Source organism: Betaproteobacteria bacterium, from assembly GCA_016713305.1.
Taxonomy (GTDB): Bacteria; Pseudomonadota; Gammaproteobacteria; order Burkholderiales.
Map to the genome: position 1 here is coordinate 135,062 of JADJPK010000016.1, position 14,697 is coordinate 149,758.

A 14,697-nucleotide genomic window follows, 5' to 3' on the forward strand; every position below is an offset into this window, starting at 1 on the left:
CTCGTGTCCCTCCCGTCACTTCTTCTTGATCAGTGCCGACACGAACGTGAGATCGAAGGTGTCCTCGATCTTCGGTGCAGCGGAGATCTGCCCGCGCTTGCTCAGGATGTCGCCGATGCCTGCGCCCACCTTGAACAGACTCTTCGAATCGTCCCGCTTCTGGAAGTACCCCGCCATCTCCGCCAGCGGAATGTTGTAGACCCCCTTCTGCTGTTCCTTCACTTCATCGGGCGTCACGCCCATCGCCTTGGCGACGATCCTGCGGGCCTCCTCCGGCTTGGACTTCAGAAATGCGAGCCCGTCCAGATAGCCGCGTATCACGCCCTCCACGGACTTGGGGTCCTTCGCGATGAACGCCGCATCGAAGAACAGCACATCCGTGATGAGACCCGGTGCCGCGCTGGAGTCCAGAAGCACCTTGTACTTGGCGCCGCCCCCCAGTTTGAGGATCTGGGTGATGTTGGGTTCGTATGTGGCACCGGCCACCGCACCGGCAGTGAGGGCCGCGGCGACATTCTCCGGAGTCGTATCGATGGCCTGGACGTCCGATTCCTTCAGGCCCGCCTTCTCCAGCGCGTAGACCACCAGCAGGTTGTCGCAGGTCGAGAACGGATAGGCGACCTTCTTGCCCTTGAGGTCCGCGATCGACTTGATCGACTTGTCCGCGACGAGGGCGTCGGCCCCGTTCGAGTAATCGATCGGCATCACGACCTTGAGCGCCTGACCCTTGGCCACGGCCGTGATCACGAGGTCATAGGTGTACATGGACCCCTGCAAGGCCCCGCTCTTGATCGCCGAGGGCATGAGCGTGGGATCGGGGAAGTCCTGCAGTTCGACCTTGATGCCATACCTGGCGAAAAGATTCTTCTCGACGGCCACGTACATGGGTGCGTAGCCGATCCATGCAACGGTACCCAGGCGGATCCTGGTTTCGGCGCGGGCGGTCGGGGCGAGCGCGATCGATGCGACGAACAGCGCGACGAAGAATCGGATGACGAGTCTTGAAAGTGACATGGACGCTCCCTGATTGAGGTCTGCAATCGATGCCGCCGCGAAGGCGGTGCGAGCGTGCATTCAGCAGCGCCTGTGCCAGTGAGGAATGAAAATTAACTGATTGATTAAGAAACACGGGTGGCTGACGGCGATTCGCCAGGGCGCACTCGTACGGTGCGCTGAGGGGTCGGCATGAGACACGATGGTGCCCGGAGCGAGACGTGGAGGCGTGCACGTCACATTCGGGGGGCAGCCGTCAGGACAGACGGAAGACGCTTCTTCTCGCCGGATTCTCGCCGGCAACGCGCAAAAAAAAACGCCCCGCATGTGCGGGGCGTCCGGGAGCGTTTCTCGCGCGGGTGCGCGAGCGGCTTACTGCTTGGCCGGCTCGGTTGCCGCGGGCTGAGCAGCGGCGTCGCCTGCCGGAGCGGCCGCGGGCGCTGCCGGAGCGGCCTCCGTGGACACCGCCGCGGCAGGCGCTGCGTCGTGCGACGCGGCACTGCCGGCGTGACCCGCGGGAACGGGCAGGAGCGGCACGATGAGCAGTGCGACGATGTTGATGATCTTGATGAGCGGGTTCACGGCCGGGCCGGCGGTGTCCTTGTAGGGATCGCCCACGGTGTCGCCCGTCACGGCAGCCTTGTGCGCATCGGAACCCTTGCCGCCGTGATGACCGTCCTCGATGTACTTCTTGGCGTTGTCCCATGCGCCGCCGCCGGTGGTCATGGAGATCGCGACGAACAGGCCGGTCACGATCGTGCCCATGAGCAAACCACCGAGCGCGGCGGGGCCCAGCGCCAGGCCGACGATGATCGGCACGAGGACGGGCAGCAGCGAGGGGATCATCATCTCCTTGATCGCCGCCGTGGTGAGCATGTCGACGGCGCGGCCGTACTCCGGCTTGGCCTTGCCTTCCATGATGCCCTTGATCTCGCGGAACTGGCGACGGACTTCCTCCACCACCGAACCGGCGGCGCGGCCGACCGCTTCCATCGCCATGGCGCCGAAGAGATAGGGAATCAAGCCGCCGATGAACAGACCCACGATCACCTTCGGATTGGACAGGTCGAACAGCGTTGCATTGCCCGCCGATTCCAGGGCGTGCGTGTAGTCCGCGAACAGCACGAGGGCGGCCAGACCGGCGGAGCCGATCGCGTAGCCCTTCGTGACCGCCTTGGTCGTGTTGCCGACGGCGTCCAGAGGATCGGTGATCGCGCGAACGCTGCTGGGCATCTCCGCCATTTCGGCAATGCCGCCCGCGTTGTCGGTGATGGGACCGTACGCGTCGAGGGCCACGATGATGCCCGCCATGGAGAGCATGGCCGTTGCTGCGATGGCGATACCGTAGAGACCGGCCAGCCAGTAAGAGAGGAGAATCGCCACACACACCGCGATCACCGGCCAGGCCGTGGACTTCATCGATACGCCGATGCCGGCGATGATGTTCGTCGCGTGACCTGTCGTGGACGCCTGCGCCACGTGCTTCACCGGGCTGAAGTCCGTGCCCGTGTAGAACTCCGTGATGTACACCAGTGCAGCGGTCAGCACGATGCCGACGACGGACGATCCGAACAGCGCCATCGTCGTGACCTTGCCGCCGGTGGCATCGCCGACGCCGCCCATGATCCAGTTGGTCACGAAGAAGAAGGCGATCAGGGAAATGACCGCCGACACCGCAAGCCCCCTGTAGAGGGCATTCATGATCTTGCCGCCCGGCTTGGCCTTGACGAAATAGCAGCCGACGATCGAAGCGATGATCGACACGCCGCCCAGGACCAGCGGGTAGACGACCGCGGCGTCACCCATGGACGCGAATGTCAGCGCGCCGACGAGCATCGTGGCGATGATGGTCACGGCATAGGTTTCGAACAGGTCGGCCGCCATGCCTGCGCAGTCGCCCACGTTGTCGCCCACGTTGTCCGCGATCACGGCAGGATTGCGCGGGTCGTCTTCGGGAATGCCGGCTTCCACCTTGCCCACGAGGTCGGCACCGACGTCGGCGCCCTTCGTGAAGATGCCGCCGCCCAGACGCGCGAAGATCGAGATGAGCGAGGAACCGAAGGCGAGTCCCACCAGGGGATGAAGGACCTCGCGCAGGTTCATGGCGCCGCCGGAAGCCTTCAGGAATCCGTAGTAGCCGGCAACGCCCAGCATGCCCAGGCCCACCACCAGCATGCCGGTAATGGCGCCGCCCCGGAACGCGACATCCAGGGCTTCGTTGAGGCCGATCGTGGCTGCCTGTGCCGTACGCACGTTGGCCCGGACGGACACGTTCATGCCGATGAAGCCTGCCGCACCGGACAGAATGGCACCGATGGCGAAGCCCACGGCGCTCGACCAGTCGAGCGCGAATCCGATCACGACGAAGAGCACGACGCCGACGATGCCGATGGTGCGGTACTGGCGTGCCAGATAGGCTTGCGCACCTTGCTGCACGGCACCGGCGATTTCCTGCATGCGCGAGTTGCCGGCAGGCCGCGCGAGAATCCACTGGATTGACAGCAGTCCGTACGCGACAGCAGCGGCTCCGCATACCAGCGCAAGGATGAGACCTGAAGACATGAGTCCCCCAAAAAGAGTGTCTGGAAAGGCGTTGAAGTTCTGGCTCGGCGACCGCAAGACTCGAGCGGTGCAGCGACTCGTTTCAGGCGGGGCTCGGATAGAGCGGCCTGGCCGGATTCCTCCGTCGAGTTCGAGCGCGCCCTTGTGAGGCCGCCGAAAACCCGGTCCGGGCGAACGATTAACTCGCGATTTTAACTATGATTTTTTGCATTCGGCAACCCAAATTGGCCGGATTGCCTCAGGACGTTGCAATCCACGGGGCAAGCTTTCGGGCGACAGGCACCCGTGCGAGCCGCGCGTGCACCGGCAATCCGTCCCGATAGGGGGGATAGGCTTCACCCTGGATGAGCGGCCGGAGGTAGGTGCGTGCCGCCCGGCTGATGTGATAGCCGTCCTCGGTGATGAAGTCCCGGGGCAGGCGCTTTTCGCGCGCGGCAATGCCTTCGAGCGCCACTTCGCCTACGGACCACCGGTACGGGGCGTCGGATTCGCGCACGATCACCGGCATGGTCGCGTTGCGGCCGGCCAGCGCGAGCCGGACCGCGGCGCGGCCGACGGCATCGGCATGCTCGATGTCCACCGAGGAGGCGATGTGGCGGGCGGAGCGCTGCAGGTAGTCCGCGGTCGCCCAGTGGCACTTGAGGTTCAGCCGGTCGTGGACGAGCTGCGCGAGCCTGGGTGCGACGCCGCCCAACTGCTCGTTGCGTCCTGCGTGTTCGGGACGGATCTCGGACAGGAAACGTCCATCCCTGGTCTGCAGGCCCTCGGAAACGCCGACGACACAGTAACCGTGGCGCCCGACCGCTCGGTCGACGCGTTCGAGGAATTCCTCCTCGTCGAACGGAATCTCCGCGAACAGCAGCAGGTGCGGCGGATGATTGTGCTCGTCGGCGGCCAATCCCATCGCCGCGACCATCCACCCCGCGTGACGGCCCATCGCTTCGAGTATGAAGACGCGGGTGGAGGTGGCGGTCATGGAGGCGACATCGGCCGCGGCCTCGCGCATGCTCACGGCGAGATACTTGGCAGCCGAACCGAATCCCGGCGCGCAGTCGGTGTCGAGGATGTCGTTGTCGACCGTCTTGGGAACGTGAACGCAGGTGAGCGGGTAGCCCAGCGTCTGGCCGAGGGTGGAGAGCTGCAGAGCGGTTGCAGCCGAACCGTTGCCGCCGTTGTAGAAGAGGTAACCGATGTCGTGGGCGTGGAAGACTTCGACGAACCGTTCCCACGTCTTCCTGTCTTCGTCCAGCGTGCCAAGCCTGAATCGTGCGGAACCGAAGGCGCCGCCGGGTGTGTGCCTGAGCGCGGCGATGGCCTCGTCGGATTCCGCGGACGTGTCGACCAGATCTTCCCGCAGCACACCCAGAATCCCGTTGCGTGCCGCGTAGAGGGTACGGATGCGGTCGGGGTGGCGGCGGCATTCGTCGATGACCGCCGCCGCGGAGACGTTGATGACGGCGGTCACGCCCCCGGCCTGCGCGTACAGTGCATTGCGGGGGCGCACGGCCGGGCTGCCGGTTCAGGAGAGGGCGGCGAAGACCTTGTCGCGGATCTGCTCCACCGACCCCACGCCGGCGATCCGCGCGTAGCGCGGCGCTCCGGGGGCGCCGCTCTTCGCCCAGCCGAGGTAGTAGTCCACCAGCGGACGCGTCTGGCTGTGATAGACCTCGAGGCGCTTGCGAACCACGTCCTCGTTGTCGTCGGCGCGCTGGACGAGGTCCTCGCCCGTCGCGTCGTCCTTGCCGGCCACCTTGGGGGGATTGAACACCACGTGATACGTGCGTCCCGAGGCCAGGTGAACGCGCCGGCCGGACATCCGCTTGATGATCTCCGCGTCCTCGACGTCGATCTCGATCACGTGGTCCAGCATCACGCCCGCGGTCTTCATGGCTTCTGCCTGGGGAATCGTGCGTGGAAATCCGTCGAACAGGAAACCCTTGGCGCAGTCCGGCTGCTTGATGCGCTCCTGCACCAGCCCGATGATCACGTCGTCGGGTACGAGGCCGCCCGAATCCATGTGCTTCTTCGCCTCGACGCCGAGCGGCGTGCCGGCCTTCACGGCGGCACGCAGCATGTCGCCGGTGGAGATCTGGGGAATGCCGAACTTCTCGACGATGAAAGCGGCCTGGGTTCCCTTGCCCGCGCCGGGCGCGCCCAACAGGATCAATCGCATGACTTCCCTTCCGTGACGTGTTGATGAGAGGGGCGGCGACCGGTCCGACCGCGCGCGAGGGCCGGATTATAGGGTCAGCGCGCTGCCGTCCCCGAGTAGAGTGCGCGGACCCGTTCGAGGTCGGCAGGAGTGTCCACGCCCGCTTCCGGCGCGTGCTCGGTGACCGCGACCGTGATGCGGTAGCCGTGCCAGAGCGCCCGCAACTGTTCGAGCGCCTCGAATCGTTCGACGGGAGCCGGCTCCAGAGAGGCATAGGCGCGGAGGAAGGCGCAGCGGTAGGCGTAGATGCCGATGTGACGGTAGGCGGGCAGCCCCGGAGCGATCGTGTGGTGATCCTTGAACCAGTCGCGCGCATAGGGAATCGTGGCGCGGCTGAAGTACAGGGCGTTGCCGTGGCGGTCCATCACGACCTTGACGACGTTTGGATCGAACAGGTCCGAGTCGGACTCGAGGGGATGGCATGCCGTGGCAATGGATGCCTGCGGGTTTTCCTCGAGGCGCCTTGCCACCTCGCGGATCAATTCGGGGGCGATGCGCGGTTCATCGCCCTGAACGTTGACGACGATCGTGTCGTCGCTCCAGCCTCGCTGCACCACGACCTCCGCGATGCGGTCGGTTCCGGTGGGGTGGTCATCGCGAGTCATCGTCACCTGGTGACCGTGATCGCGAACCGCCCGTGCCACTCCTTCGTGGTCGGTCGCCACCCAGACTTCGCCTGCGCCGCTCGATGCCGCGCGTTCCGCGACACGGACGATCATCGGCTTGCCGGCGATGTCGGCCAGGGGCTTTCCGGGAAGGCGGGTCGATGCGAATCGGGCGGGGATGACGGCGTGAAACATGGCGATGGGGGATAAGCGATGCGCGATGGGGATGGACCCTGGACCCTAGAGCCTGGGCCCTGGGCCCGGCAACCCCGGACCCACCGTGGCGCGGGTCATTGTCCGGCGTTCAGCCCTTTCTCTTCCGCCAGGCGTCGACCTCGTCGACGCTCAGCTTTCGCGCTTCCTCCTCGATCATCACCGGAATGTCGTCGCGGACGGGGTAGGCGAGGGCGCTTTCGATCGAGATGAGTTCGGCGTGGTCACGGTCATACAGAAGCGGCGCCTTGGTCAGCGGATCGACCAGGATTTCGAGAATCTTTGCATCGAGGGCCATGTACAGGCTCGCAGCGGAGGTGAGGGTGGGCTGCGGAATGTCGTCCGCAAGCGGCGATTCTACGACGGCAGGCTGGGACTAGCGGGCCGGCAATGTCCTGGGGGCACCCAGGCGTGTGGTCACGACGTCCAGCAGCGCGGGATCGGCGCTCGCCGCCACCGGCAGGTACCACCAGCGTTCGGCAGCGAACCCGAAGCACTTGACGGCATCCTTCTCCGTCATGATCACCGGCAGGTCGTCGCCGAAATCGAGGTCTGCCGGGGTGAAACGGTGATGGTCGGGAAACGCATGCTCCGTCACCTCGAGTCCCGCAGCCCTGAGGGTACGAAAGAAGCGGTCCGGATTGCCGATGCCCGCGACCGCATGAACCTTCGTTCCGGCCTTGGCCGCGAGGTCGCGCACGCGATGCCCCTGCACCATGTTGACGAGCTTCTCCCCCGAAAGCCTCATGGCGAATCCCGCCGGCACCGGCACCTCGCCCGGACCGTTGATGACGACGGCGTCCACCTGTTCGAGGCGGTCCACCGGCTCGCGCAGCGGCCCGGCGGGCAGCGGAAGTCGATTGCCGAATCCTCTCGCGCCATCCACCACGGCGATCTCCACACGCCTCGCGAGACGGTAGTGCTGCAGGCCGTCATCGCTCAGGATGCAGTCGCATTCCGGGTGGGCGGCCAGCAGTGCCCGGCCCGCCGCCACCCGGTCCGCCCCCCGCCACACCGGGCAGCCACTGCGGCGAGCCAGAAGGACTGTCTCGTCGCCTGCGTCCCCAGGGTCGCTGTCCGGCCGGACCTCCGATTCGCCCTTCCCGCTGCCGCCGTAACCGCGGGTCACGATGCCGGGCCGGTATCCGCGCCGGGCGAGTCCATGAGCGAGCCACACGATGAGCGGCGTCTTTCCGGTTCCGCCCACCGTGATGTTGCCCACCACGACGACCGGGACCGGCAGCCGGAGGGTCTTCTTCCAACCCCGCAGATAAAGCTCGCGGCGCCCTTCCATCACCAATGCGTACAGACTGGCCAGAGGCAGCAGCGCCAGCGCGAGCGGGCCCAGACTGTTCCAGAAGGCAGGCGCTGCCTTCATGGGCGGCGATCCGTCAGAGCCGACGGCGAACGGCCGTCAGCGACTCCAGGCACGCCCCGCGGGTGCCAGACTTCTCGGTGCCGGCACTCCTGCGAAGCGGTCACCGTCACTTCTTTTTCGGAGGCGACTGCGTGGAGAAGGTCACGCGGCCGAAGCCGGCGAGCCGCGCGGCTTCGAGCACGTTGATCACCGACTGATGGGTGGCGTTCGCGTCGGCGTTGATGACGACCATGGGGTCGGGATTGGAACCGGCCGCACGCTTCAGCTCGTTGCCGAACGCATCGGCGCTCGTGAAGACGACGGGGGTGCGATTGACGACGTAACGTCCGTTGGTCGTGACAGCCACGTCGATCTGCTTCGGCCGTTCCGCAGCCTGCGGGGCATCGGCCGAAGGCAGGTTGATCTGCAGTTCCGCGTACTTCGAGTAGGTCGTGGTGACCATGAGAAAGATCAGGATCACCAGCAGCACGTCGATGAGCGGGATGAGGTTCATCTCCGGCTCCTCACGCGTCGTTCCACGGCGGAAATTCATCGGCGGTCGCCGTGGATGATCTCGACGAGCTTGACGGCCTGCTGTTCCATCTCCACCACGGCCGAATCCACCTTGTTCCGGAAGTACCGGTAGAAGATCATGCTGGGGATCGCCACGATCAGGCCGAACGCGGTGTTGTAAAGGGCGACCGAGATGCCGTGGGCGAGTTGCGTGGGTGTGGTGCCCGTCGGCCCCTGCGAACCGAAGATCTCGATCATGCCGATCACCGTGCCCAGCAGACCCATGATGGGTGCGATCGATGCAATGGTGCCCAGGCCGGAGAGGAATCGGCCCAGTTCGTGCGCGGCGGCACGGCCGGCTTCCTCGATGGACTCCTTGACCACTTCCCGCGAGCTTTTCTCGTTGCGCAGTCCCGCCGCGAAGACTCGTCCGAGCACGGACTGGTTCGACAGCCGGTCGAGCATTTCCTGCGATACGCCGCGGGTCCGGTATTCTTCCGCAGTCTGTTCCAGCAGCCCCTTGGGGGTGACGCAGGCGGCGCGCAGGCTCCACAGGCGCTCACCGATGATGCCCAGTGCGATGACGGACGCTGCGATGATGGGCCAGATGGGCCAGCCGGCTGCCTCGATGATCGCAAGCACGAATGGAACTCCCCGGTGCAAATCCGCAGACTCTAGCCTGGGTGTCAGTCTGGCGCAACTCGAAATGGCGTCATCATGGATCTGCGTTCGCGACGGGAAAGGTGTGTCCCGGAAGAGGCCCATGGCCGATCCGTTCCATCGCATGGCAGCATCGCGCAATCCGGATGCAGCGTCAGCCCTTGGGCGCCGTCCCTGCTGCACCTTTGTTGCGCGTGGGAGTTCCGCACGATCTGGCGTCGCAACAGGAAGGACGATGCGCGCCTGGCCGTTGACGATGTTCGATGGGAAGTGCGACCCGCCCGATCAGTGCGGCGCGTCGGCGGGGGCGAGTCGAGTGGGCGGCGCCACCAGGGAAATGATCGAAGGCGCAGGGCGTTATCGGAGCATCTTGATGATGTATGCCATCGGGTTGCGTGAAGTTTTTTTCCACAGGCGCTGTGGATAACGCTGTGCACAGGTTGTCGAAATGCTGCCTAAGTAATGCGCCGGAAAGGAGTTTTGTTGCCGCGCTCAAATTTTGTTCACGAGACTATCTTCGAGAATTCAGTGACTTGTGTGATTCCAGCCCGTGACGGACACGATTGCGTGATCCAGTTGCAAAAGATCGTCTGCTGTTGCGGATCGGCAACAGCGTGCGGAGCCGATTCCGGAGGGGGAATGACATCGGGGTTGCACTGCATTCCTGCGGCCCCGGCCTTCCCATGATCGGCGCCGGCGTGCTCACCGTATCCCAGTTCGCGGCAATGGCGCGCGAAGTGGTGGAGTCCGCAATGCCGCTCGCCTGGGTGAGTGGCGAGATCTCCAACTTCACGCGGGCCGCATCCGGCCACTGCTATTTCTCCCTCAAGGACGAACAGGCCCAGCTGCGCTGCGTGATGTTTCGCCAGCGCGCGCAGTTGCTCGACTGGCTTCCGGCCAACGGACAGAAGGTGGAACTGCGCGCGACACCCACGCTCTATGAGCCGCGTGGCGATTTCCAGCTCAACGTCGACTTCGTCCGCAAGGCCGGCCTGGGGGCGCTCTTCGAGGCGTATGAACGGCTGAAGTCCAGGCTTCAGAACGAGGGATTGTTCGACGAATCACGGAAACGGGAACTGCCTCGTCTGCCACGTGCTGTCGGAATCGTGACGTCCCCCCAGGCTGCGGCCTTGCGGGACGTACTGACGACGCTGCGGCGTCGTTGGCCGGCGGCCCGGGTCGTGCTCTATCCGGCCCCGGTCCAGGGCGACGGATCCGCCCGGCAGATCGCCGAGGCCATCGATGCCGCCTCCGCACGGGGCGAGGTGGACGTTCTGATCGTGTGCCGGGGCGGCGGATCCCTGGAGGATCTCTGGGCCTTCAATGAAGAAGCCGTCGCGCGTGCGGTGTTCCGCAGCGCCATGCCCGTGGTGAGCGGAGTCGGGCACGAGACGGATGTCACGATCATCGATTTCGTCGCGGACCGGCGTGCACCGACACCGACGGCCGCCGCGGTGGCGGCCGTGCCGGACCGCGTGGACATCGCGCACCGGCTGGGCCATCTTGGCCAGGCGCTCGACCGCTCGGCCGTGCGAGGGCTCGAACGGCGCATGCAGCGTACCGATGCGGCCGCGGCACGCCTGCGCCATCCCGGCGAGCGTCTCGCCATGAATGCCGCGCTCCTGCTGCACCTGGGCGAGCGCTTCCAGCGTGCGCATGCCTCGGAGAACGTTCAACGGAATTGGCGCCTCTCGACCGCCGAGCGAAGGCTGATGGCCGCGAGGCCGTCCACCGTGAGCCGGGCTGCATCCGTGGCGATGCTCGGTGCGGGACTCGACCGGGCCATGCGGCAGTCCGTCGTGTCCAGGACGGCGGTGCTCGACCGGCTCTCCGGCGCGTTGAGGCACCTGGATCCCGACGCGGTGCTGGAGCGCGGCTACGCGATTGTTCGCGACTCTGCCGGCCGCATCGTGAGCGATGCGGCAACCGTTTCCGCCGGTGATGGCATCGACATCAAGCTCTCCGCGGGCACGCTCGCGGCCACGGTGACATCTTCGTCGGATTGATGGCAGTCGCTCGGGCGGAGTATCGTTCGGGCTGATTCGACGGTTCCATGAGGTTCATCCGTTCGCGGACCTGCCTCGTCTGTCCGACCGTTGTCTGCCAGCCGCGCCCGGGTCCCGGTGTCCGCGCCATTCCATAGGAGGAGAGTTCCATGAAAGCCCTGCGTGCCCTTTGCTGCGCCTGCCTCGCTCTTGCCATTTCCGCCGTCGCCGGCGGAGTGTCTGCCCAGATGATCGACAAGAAGGCGCTGTCCCTCGAGGCCGTGAAGAAGGTCGCGGCGGCGGCGGAGGCGGAGGCTGTCAAGAACAAGTGGAACGTAGTGATCACCATCGTGGACGAAGGCGGCCAGCTTCTCTATCTGCAGCGCATGGACGGCGCCCAGTACGGCAGTGTGGACGTCGCGATCCGCAAGGCCCGCACGTCCTCCGCCTTCAAGCGGTCCACCAAGGTGTTCGAGGATGCCATCGCCGGCGGGCGCACGGCGATACTCTCGCTCGATCAGGCATTGACCCTCGAAGGCGGACTTCCTCTGGTCTTCAACGGTCAGATCGTGGGGGCCATCGGCGTCTCCGGCGTCACGTCGCAGCAGGACGGACAGATCGCCAAGGCCGGTGCGGACTCTCTGAGCGGCCAGTAACGCGCTCGCGTGACGGCTTGCGGCGGCAGGCCGTCACGTCACGCCGAAGCGTGCGCCGATCCGGTCCAGCACGCACGCCTCCAGGTCGTCCCGCAGGCAGTCGATGCGGTCGACGTCTCCGGTTGCCCGCAACCACGTGAGCTGACGTTTGGCCAACTGACGAGTCGCGGCGATCGCAGTCTCTCTGAGGCGATTCAAGCCGAACTCCCCGTCGAGGTACTGCCACGCCTGCCGGTATCCCACGCAGCGCATGGAGGGCATCTCGGGCGTGAGGGGATAGCGCCTTCTCAGCCGCTCCACCTCGCCGATCAGACCCAGTTCGAGCATCTCCTCGAACCGGGCGGCGATGCGCTGGTGCAGCACCGAACGGTCCGAAGGTTCGAGCGCAACGGCCACGAATGTCGAGGGGGGCGGCGCCGAGCGTCCTTCCGAGAGCAGCCTGGACATGGGCTCGCCCGTGACGTAGCACACTTCGAGCGCCCGCTGGATGCGCTGCGCATCGGTCGGTTCCAGGCGTGCTGCAGTGACGGGATCGAGCGAATGCAGGGTCTGATGCAGCGCCGGCCAGCCCAGTTCTGCCGCCATGGCGTCGATGACGCGCCGCGTGTCGGGATCGGCTGGCGGAAGCTCGGCAAGCCCTTCGCGGAACGCCTTGAAGTAGAGCATCGTGCCGCCGACCAGCAGCGGTATCCGGCCTCTTCCGCGGATCTGCTCCACCAGCGCCCATCCGTCCTCGGCGAATCGGGCGGCCGAGTAACTCTCGGTGGGATCGATGATGTCGATGAGGTGATGCTCCACACGCCGCTGCATCGCGGCGTCGGGCTTCGCCGTGCCGATGTCCATGTCACGGTAGACGAGTGCCGAATCGACGCTGACGATCTCCACCGGAAGATGCCGTGCCAGCGACAGCGCGACGCGGGTCTTGCCGCTCGCCGTGGGACCCATCAACAGAATGGCGTCGGGACGGGTCTCGCGTGCCACTTCGCGACCGGTGGGAGTGTCCAGGACGGCTGGCTCCAGCAGGGGGAAGGCCTCAGCGCCCACGCATGAACAGGCGGTCGAGATCCGCCATCGACATCTGCTGCCAGGTCGGCCGGCCGTGGTTGCACTGCCCGGAACGCTCCGTCTCCTCCATCTCCCGCAGCAGCGCATTCATTTCCGCAAGCGTCAGCGAACGGTTCGCGCGCACCGCGCCGTGGCACGCGAGCGTCGCCAGCATCTCGTCGCGCTTTCCGGTGAGCACGTGACTCGCGCCCACTTCGCCGATCTCGCGCAGCGTGTCGCGGGCGAGCACGGCGGGGTCCGCATCGCGGAGCAGCCAGGGTATGGAGCGGACGACGATGCTGGTGGGCGACGATACCGCCATCTCGAATCCCAGCTGCTCCAGCAGGGTGCCGTGCTCCTCCACGGTCGCGACTTCGAGCGAGGTGGCGAGCAGGGTGGCCGGAATGAGCAGTTGCTGGGTGGGAATGGTGGCCTTGTCCAGCGCTGACTTGAGGCGTTCGTACACGATCCGTTCGTGCGCCGCGTGCATGTCGACGATGATGAGGCCTTGCGAATTCTGCGCGAGGACGTACACACCCGCGAGCTGGGCCAGCGCGAACCCCAGCGGCGGCGACTCGCCGGAACCGCTCCTCCCGTCCGCGAGCCGTGGGACGGACCCCGCGAACGGCGTCGATGAGAACGACTCGGAGGGCGCAGGCTCCCGCCGTCCGAACAGCGCGTCGTAGAAGGCGAGCGGCTCGGCCGTGCCGAGGGGGATGGGATCCTGCCGCGCCAAATGGGTGGCAGGAGCGGTGGCGAGCGAATCAGCGGTGGCGGCCCAGTGAGCGGACTCGATGGCAGCGGCGGTTTCGGGCCCGGGCCGCGCCAGCGCCTTCTGCAGCGCGTGGCGGACGAAGGGATGAATCGCCCGGCTGTCGCGGAAGCGCACTTCCGTCTTGGTCGGGTGTACGTTCACGTCGACGCTGTCTGCCGGCACTTCGAGGAAAACGACGAAAGCCGGGTGGCGATCGTTGTGCAGTACGTCGCGATAGGCCTCGCGCACCGCGTGCGCAAGCAGGCGGTCGCGGACGAAGCGGCCGTTGACGAAGAAGTACTGGGCGTCCCTCGCGCTGCGGGCTGCGGTCGGCAACCCCAGGAAGCCATGGATGCGAAGTCCTGCGGCGGATTCCTCGAAATGCACGCAGGCCTGCATGAAAGCCTCGCCGAGCACGGCGCTCGTGCGGGCCCGGGCGTCCTGCGGCGGCACGCGCAGCACCAGACGGCCGTTGTGGGTGAGGCGGAATCCGACGTCGGGCCGGGCAAGCGCCGCGCGCTGGACGGCTTCCTCGCAGTGAGCGAACTCCGTGGCCTCCGTGCGCAGGAACTTGCGCCGCGCGGGCGTGTTGAAGAAGAGGTCCAGCACGTCCACGACCGTGCCGCGGTCGCACTGCGCGGGCTCGATCTCGCCGACCGTTCCCCCGTGCACGTCCATGCTCCACCCGTGGCGCTCGCCGGCTCCGCGGCTCGTCAGCGAGAACTGCGACACCGAGGCGATGCTGGCCAGGGCCTCGCCACGGAAGCCCAGCGTCCGGACGGCCTGAAGATCCTCCAGCGAAGCGATCTTGCTCGTCGCGTGACGGGCGACGGCCAGAGGAAGGTCTTCCCGCGTCATCCCGCCACCGTCGTCCTGCACGCGGATCTGGCGGACCCCGCCCTCGCGAAGTGCCACAACGATCTCGGACGCACCGGCGTCGATGCTGTTCTCGAGCAGCTCCTTGAGCGCGGCGGCAGGGCGTTCGACGACCTCGCCGGCGGCGATCTGGTTGACGAGCAGGTCGGGAAGGCGTTGGATGATGCTCATGGGCTGGACCGCGATTATCGCCGAACGGAACGTGCTGGCGCGACGCCTCGAGAACCTGCACGATGCGAACCGCTGGCGTCCGGCGCGGCGCACGGT

General features: G+C 66.3%; 13 protein-coding genes. 2 read left to right on the plus strand and 11 right to left on the minus strand.

The window, feature by feature from the left end; translation table 11 throughout:
* Positions 1-15: 15 nt before the first annotated feature.
* The 9 genes from IPK20_19005 to IPK20_19045 form a co-directional block, all read right to left on the minus strand.
* The gene (locus tag IPK20_19005; protein ID MBK8018596.1) at positions 16-1,074 is read right to left on the minus strand and encodes an ABC transporter substrate-binding protein; all 1,059 of its coding nucleotides are present in this window, start codon (positions 1,072-1,074) and stop codon (positions 16-18) included.
* Between the two features lie 291 nt (positions 1,075-1,365).
* Positions 1,366-3,555: a sodium-translocating pyrophosphatase gene (locus tag IPK20_19010; GenBank protein MBK8018597.1), complete on the minus strand. Its 2,190-nt coding sequence runs from the start codon at positions 3,553-3,555 to the stop codon at positions 1,366-1,368.
* A 238-nt stretch (positions 3,556-3,793) separates the two neighbouring features.
* On the minus strand, positions 3,794-5,059 hold the full coding sequence (locus tag IPK20_19015) for a 6-phosphofructokinase (protein MBK8018598.1): 1,266 nt from the start codon (positions 5,057-5,059) through the stop codon (positions 3,794-3,796).
* A gap of 15 nt (positions 5,060-5,074) precedes the next feature.
* On the minus strand, positions 5,075-5,728 hold the full coding sequence (gene adk / locus IPK20_19020; GenBank protein MBK8018599.1) for an adenylate kinase: 654 nt from the start codon (positions 5,726-5,728) through the stop codon (positions 5,075-5,077).
* A 74-nt stretch (positions 5,729-5,802) separates the two neighbouring features.
* A complete protein-coding gene (kdsB, locus tag IPK20_19025; protein ID MBK8018600.1) occupies positions 5,803-6,567 on the minus strand; it encodes a 3-deoxy-manno-octulosonate cytidylyltransferase in 765 nt (254 codons plus the stop codon).
* Between the two features lie 109 nt (positions 6,568-6,676).
* Positions 6,677-6,883, minus strand: a complete 207-nt coding sequence (locus IPK20_19030) for a Trm112 family protein (protein ID MBK8018601.1) — start codon at positions 6,881-6,883, stop codon at positions 6,677-6,679.
* A 78-nt stretch (positions 6,884-6,961) separates the two neighbouring features.
* Positions 6,962-7,963: a tetraacyldisaccharide 4'-kinase gene (locus IPK20_19035; protein ID MBK8018602.1), complete on the minus strand. Its 1,002-nt coding sequence runs from the start codon at positions 7,961-7,963 to the stop codon at positions 6,962-6,964.
* Positions 7,964-8,069: 106 nt separating this feature from the next.
* A complete protein-coding gene (locus IPK20_19040) occupies positions 8,070-8,495 on the minus strand; it encodes a biopolymer transporter ExbD (protein MBK8018603.1) in 426 nt (141 codons plus the stop codon).
* Positions 8,492-9,097, minus strand: a complete 606-nt coding sequence (locus IPK20_19045; GenBank protein ID MBK8018604.1) for a MotA/TolQ/ExbB proton channel family protein — start codon at positions 9,095-9,097, stop codon at positions 8,492-8,494. Before IPK20_19045 ends, IPK20_19040 begins: the two co-directional genes overlap by 4 nt.
* 701 nt (positions 9,098-9,798) lie before the next feature.
* Between IPK20_19045 and IPK20_19050 the strand changes: the two genes are divergently transcribed.
* Together IPK20_19050 and IPK20_19055 are read left to right on the plus strand one after the other, a co-directional pair.
* Entirely contained in the window at positions 9,799-11,121 is a 1,323-nt protein-coding gene (locus tag IPK20_19050) for an exodeoxyribonuclease VII large subunit (GenBank protein MBK8018605.1), read from the plus strand.
* A 227-nt stretch (positions 11,122-11,348) separates the two neighbouring features.
* Complete coding sequence (locus IPK20_19055; protein MBK8018606.1) at positions 11,349-11,756, plus strand: heme-binding protein; 408 nt, start codon at positions 11,349-11,351, stop codon at positions 11,754-11,756.
* A 33-nt stretch (positions 11,757-11,789) separates the two neighbouring features.
* Here the strand turns inward: IPK20_19055 and miaA are convergent, their stop codons facing one another.
* Both miaA and mutL read right to left on the minus strand, forming a co-directional pair.
* Positions 11,790-12,908 (minus strand): tRNA (adenosine(37)-N6)-dimethylallyltransferase MiaA, encoded by a 1,119-nt coding sequence (miaA, locus tag IPK20_19060; GenBank protein MBK8018607.1) that lies wholly within the window; start codon positions 12,906-12,908, stop codon positions 11,790-11,792.
* Complete coding sequence (gene mutL, locus IPK20_19065; GenBank protein ID MBK8018608.1) at positions 12,790-14,601, minus strand: DNA mismatch repair endonuclease MutL; 1,812 nt, start codon at positions 14,599-14,601, stop codon at positions 12,790-12,792. Before mutL ends, miaA begins: the two co-directional genes overlap by 119 nt.
* Positions 14,602-14,697: the final 96 nt, after the last annotated feature.

Coding starts and splice junctions, on each gene's coding strand:
- IPK20_19005 (MBK8018596.1), bottom strand. CDS start 1,074: ATGCACGCTCGCACCGCCTTCGCGGCGGCATCGATTGCAGACCTCAAT.
- IPK20_19010 (MBK8018597.1), bottom strand. CDS start 3,555: ATGTCTTCAGGTCTCATCCTTGCGCTGGTATGCGGAGCCGCTGCTGTC.
- adk (MBK8018599.1), bottom strand. CDS start 5,728: ATGCGATTGATCCTGTTGGGCGCGCCCGGCGCGGGCAAGGGAACCCAG.
- kdsB (MBK8018600.1), bottom strand. CDS start 6,567: ATGTTTCACGCCGTCATCCCCGCCCGATTCGCATCGACCCGCCTTCCC.
- IPK20_19030 (MBK8018601.1), bottom strand. CDS start 6,883: ATGGCCCTCGATGCAAAGATTCTCGAAATCCTGGTCGATCCGCTGACC.
- IPK20_19035 (MBK8018602.1), bottom strand. CDS start 7,963: ATGAAGGCAGCGCCTGCCTTCTGGAACAGTCTGGGCCCGCTCGCGCTG.
- IPK20_19040 (MBK8018603.1), bottom strand. CDS start 8,495: ATGAATTTCCGCCGTGGAACGACGCGTGAGGAGCCGGAGATGAACCTC.
- IPK20_19050 (MBK8018605.1), top strand. CDS start 9,799: ATGATCGGCGCCGGCGTGCTCACCGTATCCCAGTTCGCGGCAATGGCG.
- IPK20_19055 (MBK8018606.1), top strand. CDS start 11,349: ATGATCGACAAGAAGGCGCTGTCCCTCGAGGCCGTGAAGAAGGTCGCG.
- miaA (MBK8018607.1), bottom strand. CDS start 12,908: ATGCGCTGCTGCGGGAGATGGAGGAGACGGAGCGTTCCGGGCAGTGCA.
- mutL (MBK8018608.1), bottom strand. CDS start 14,601: ATGAGCATCATCCAACGCCTTCCCGACCTGCTCGTCAACCAGATCGCC.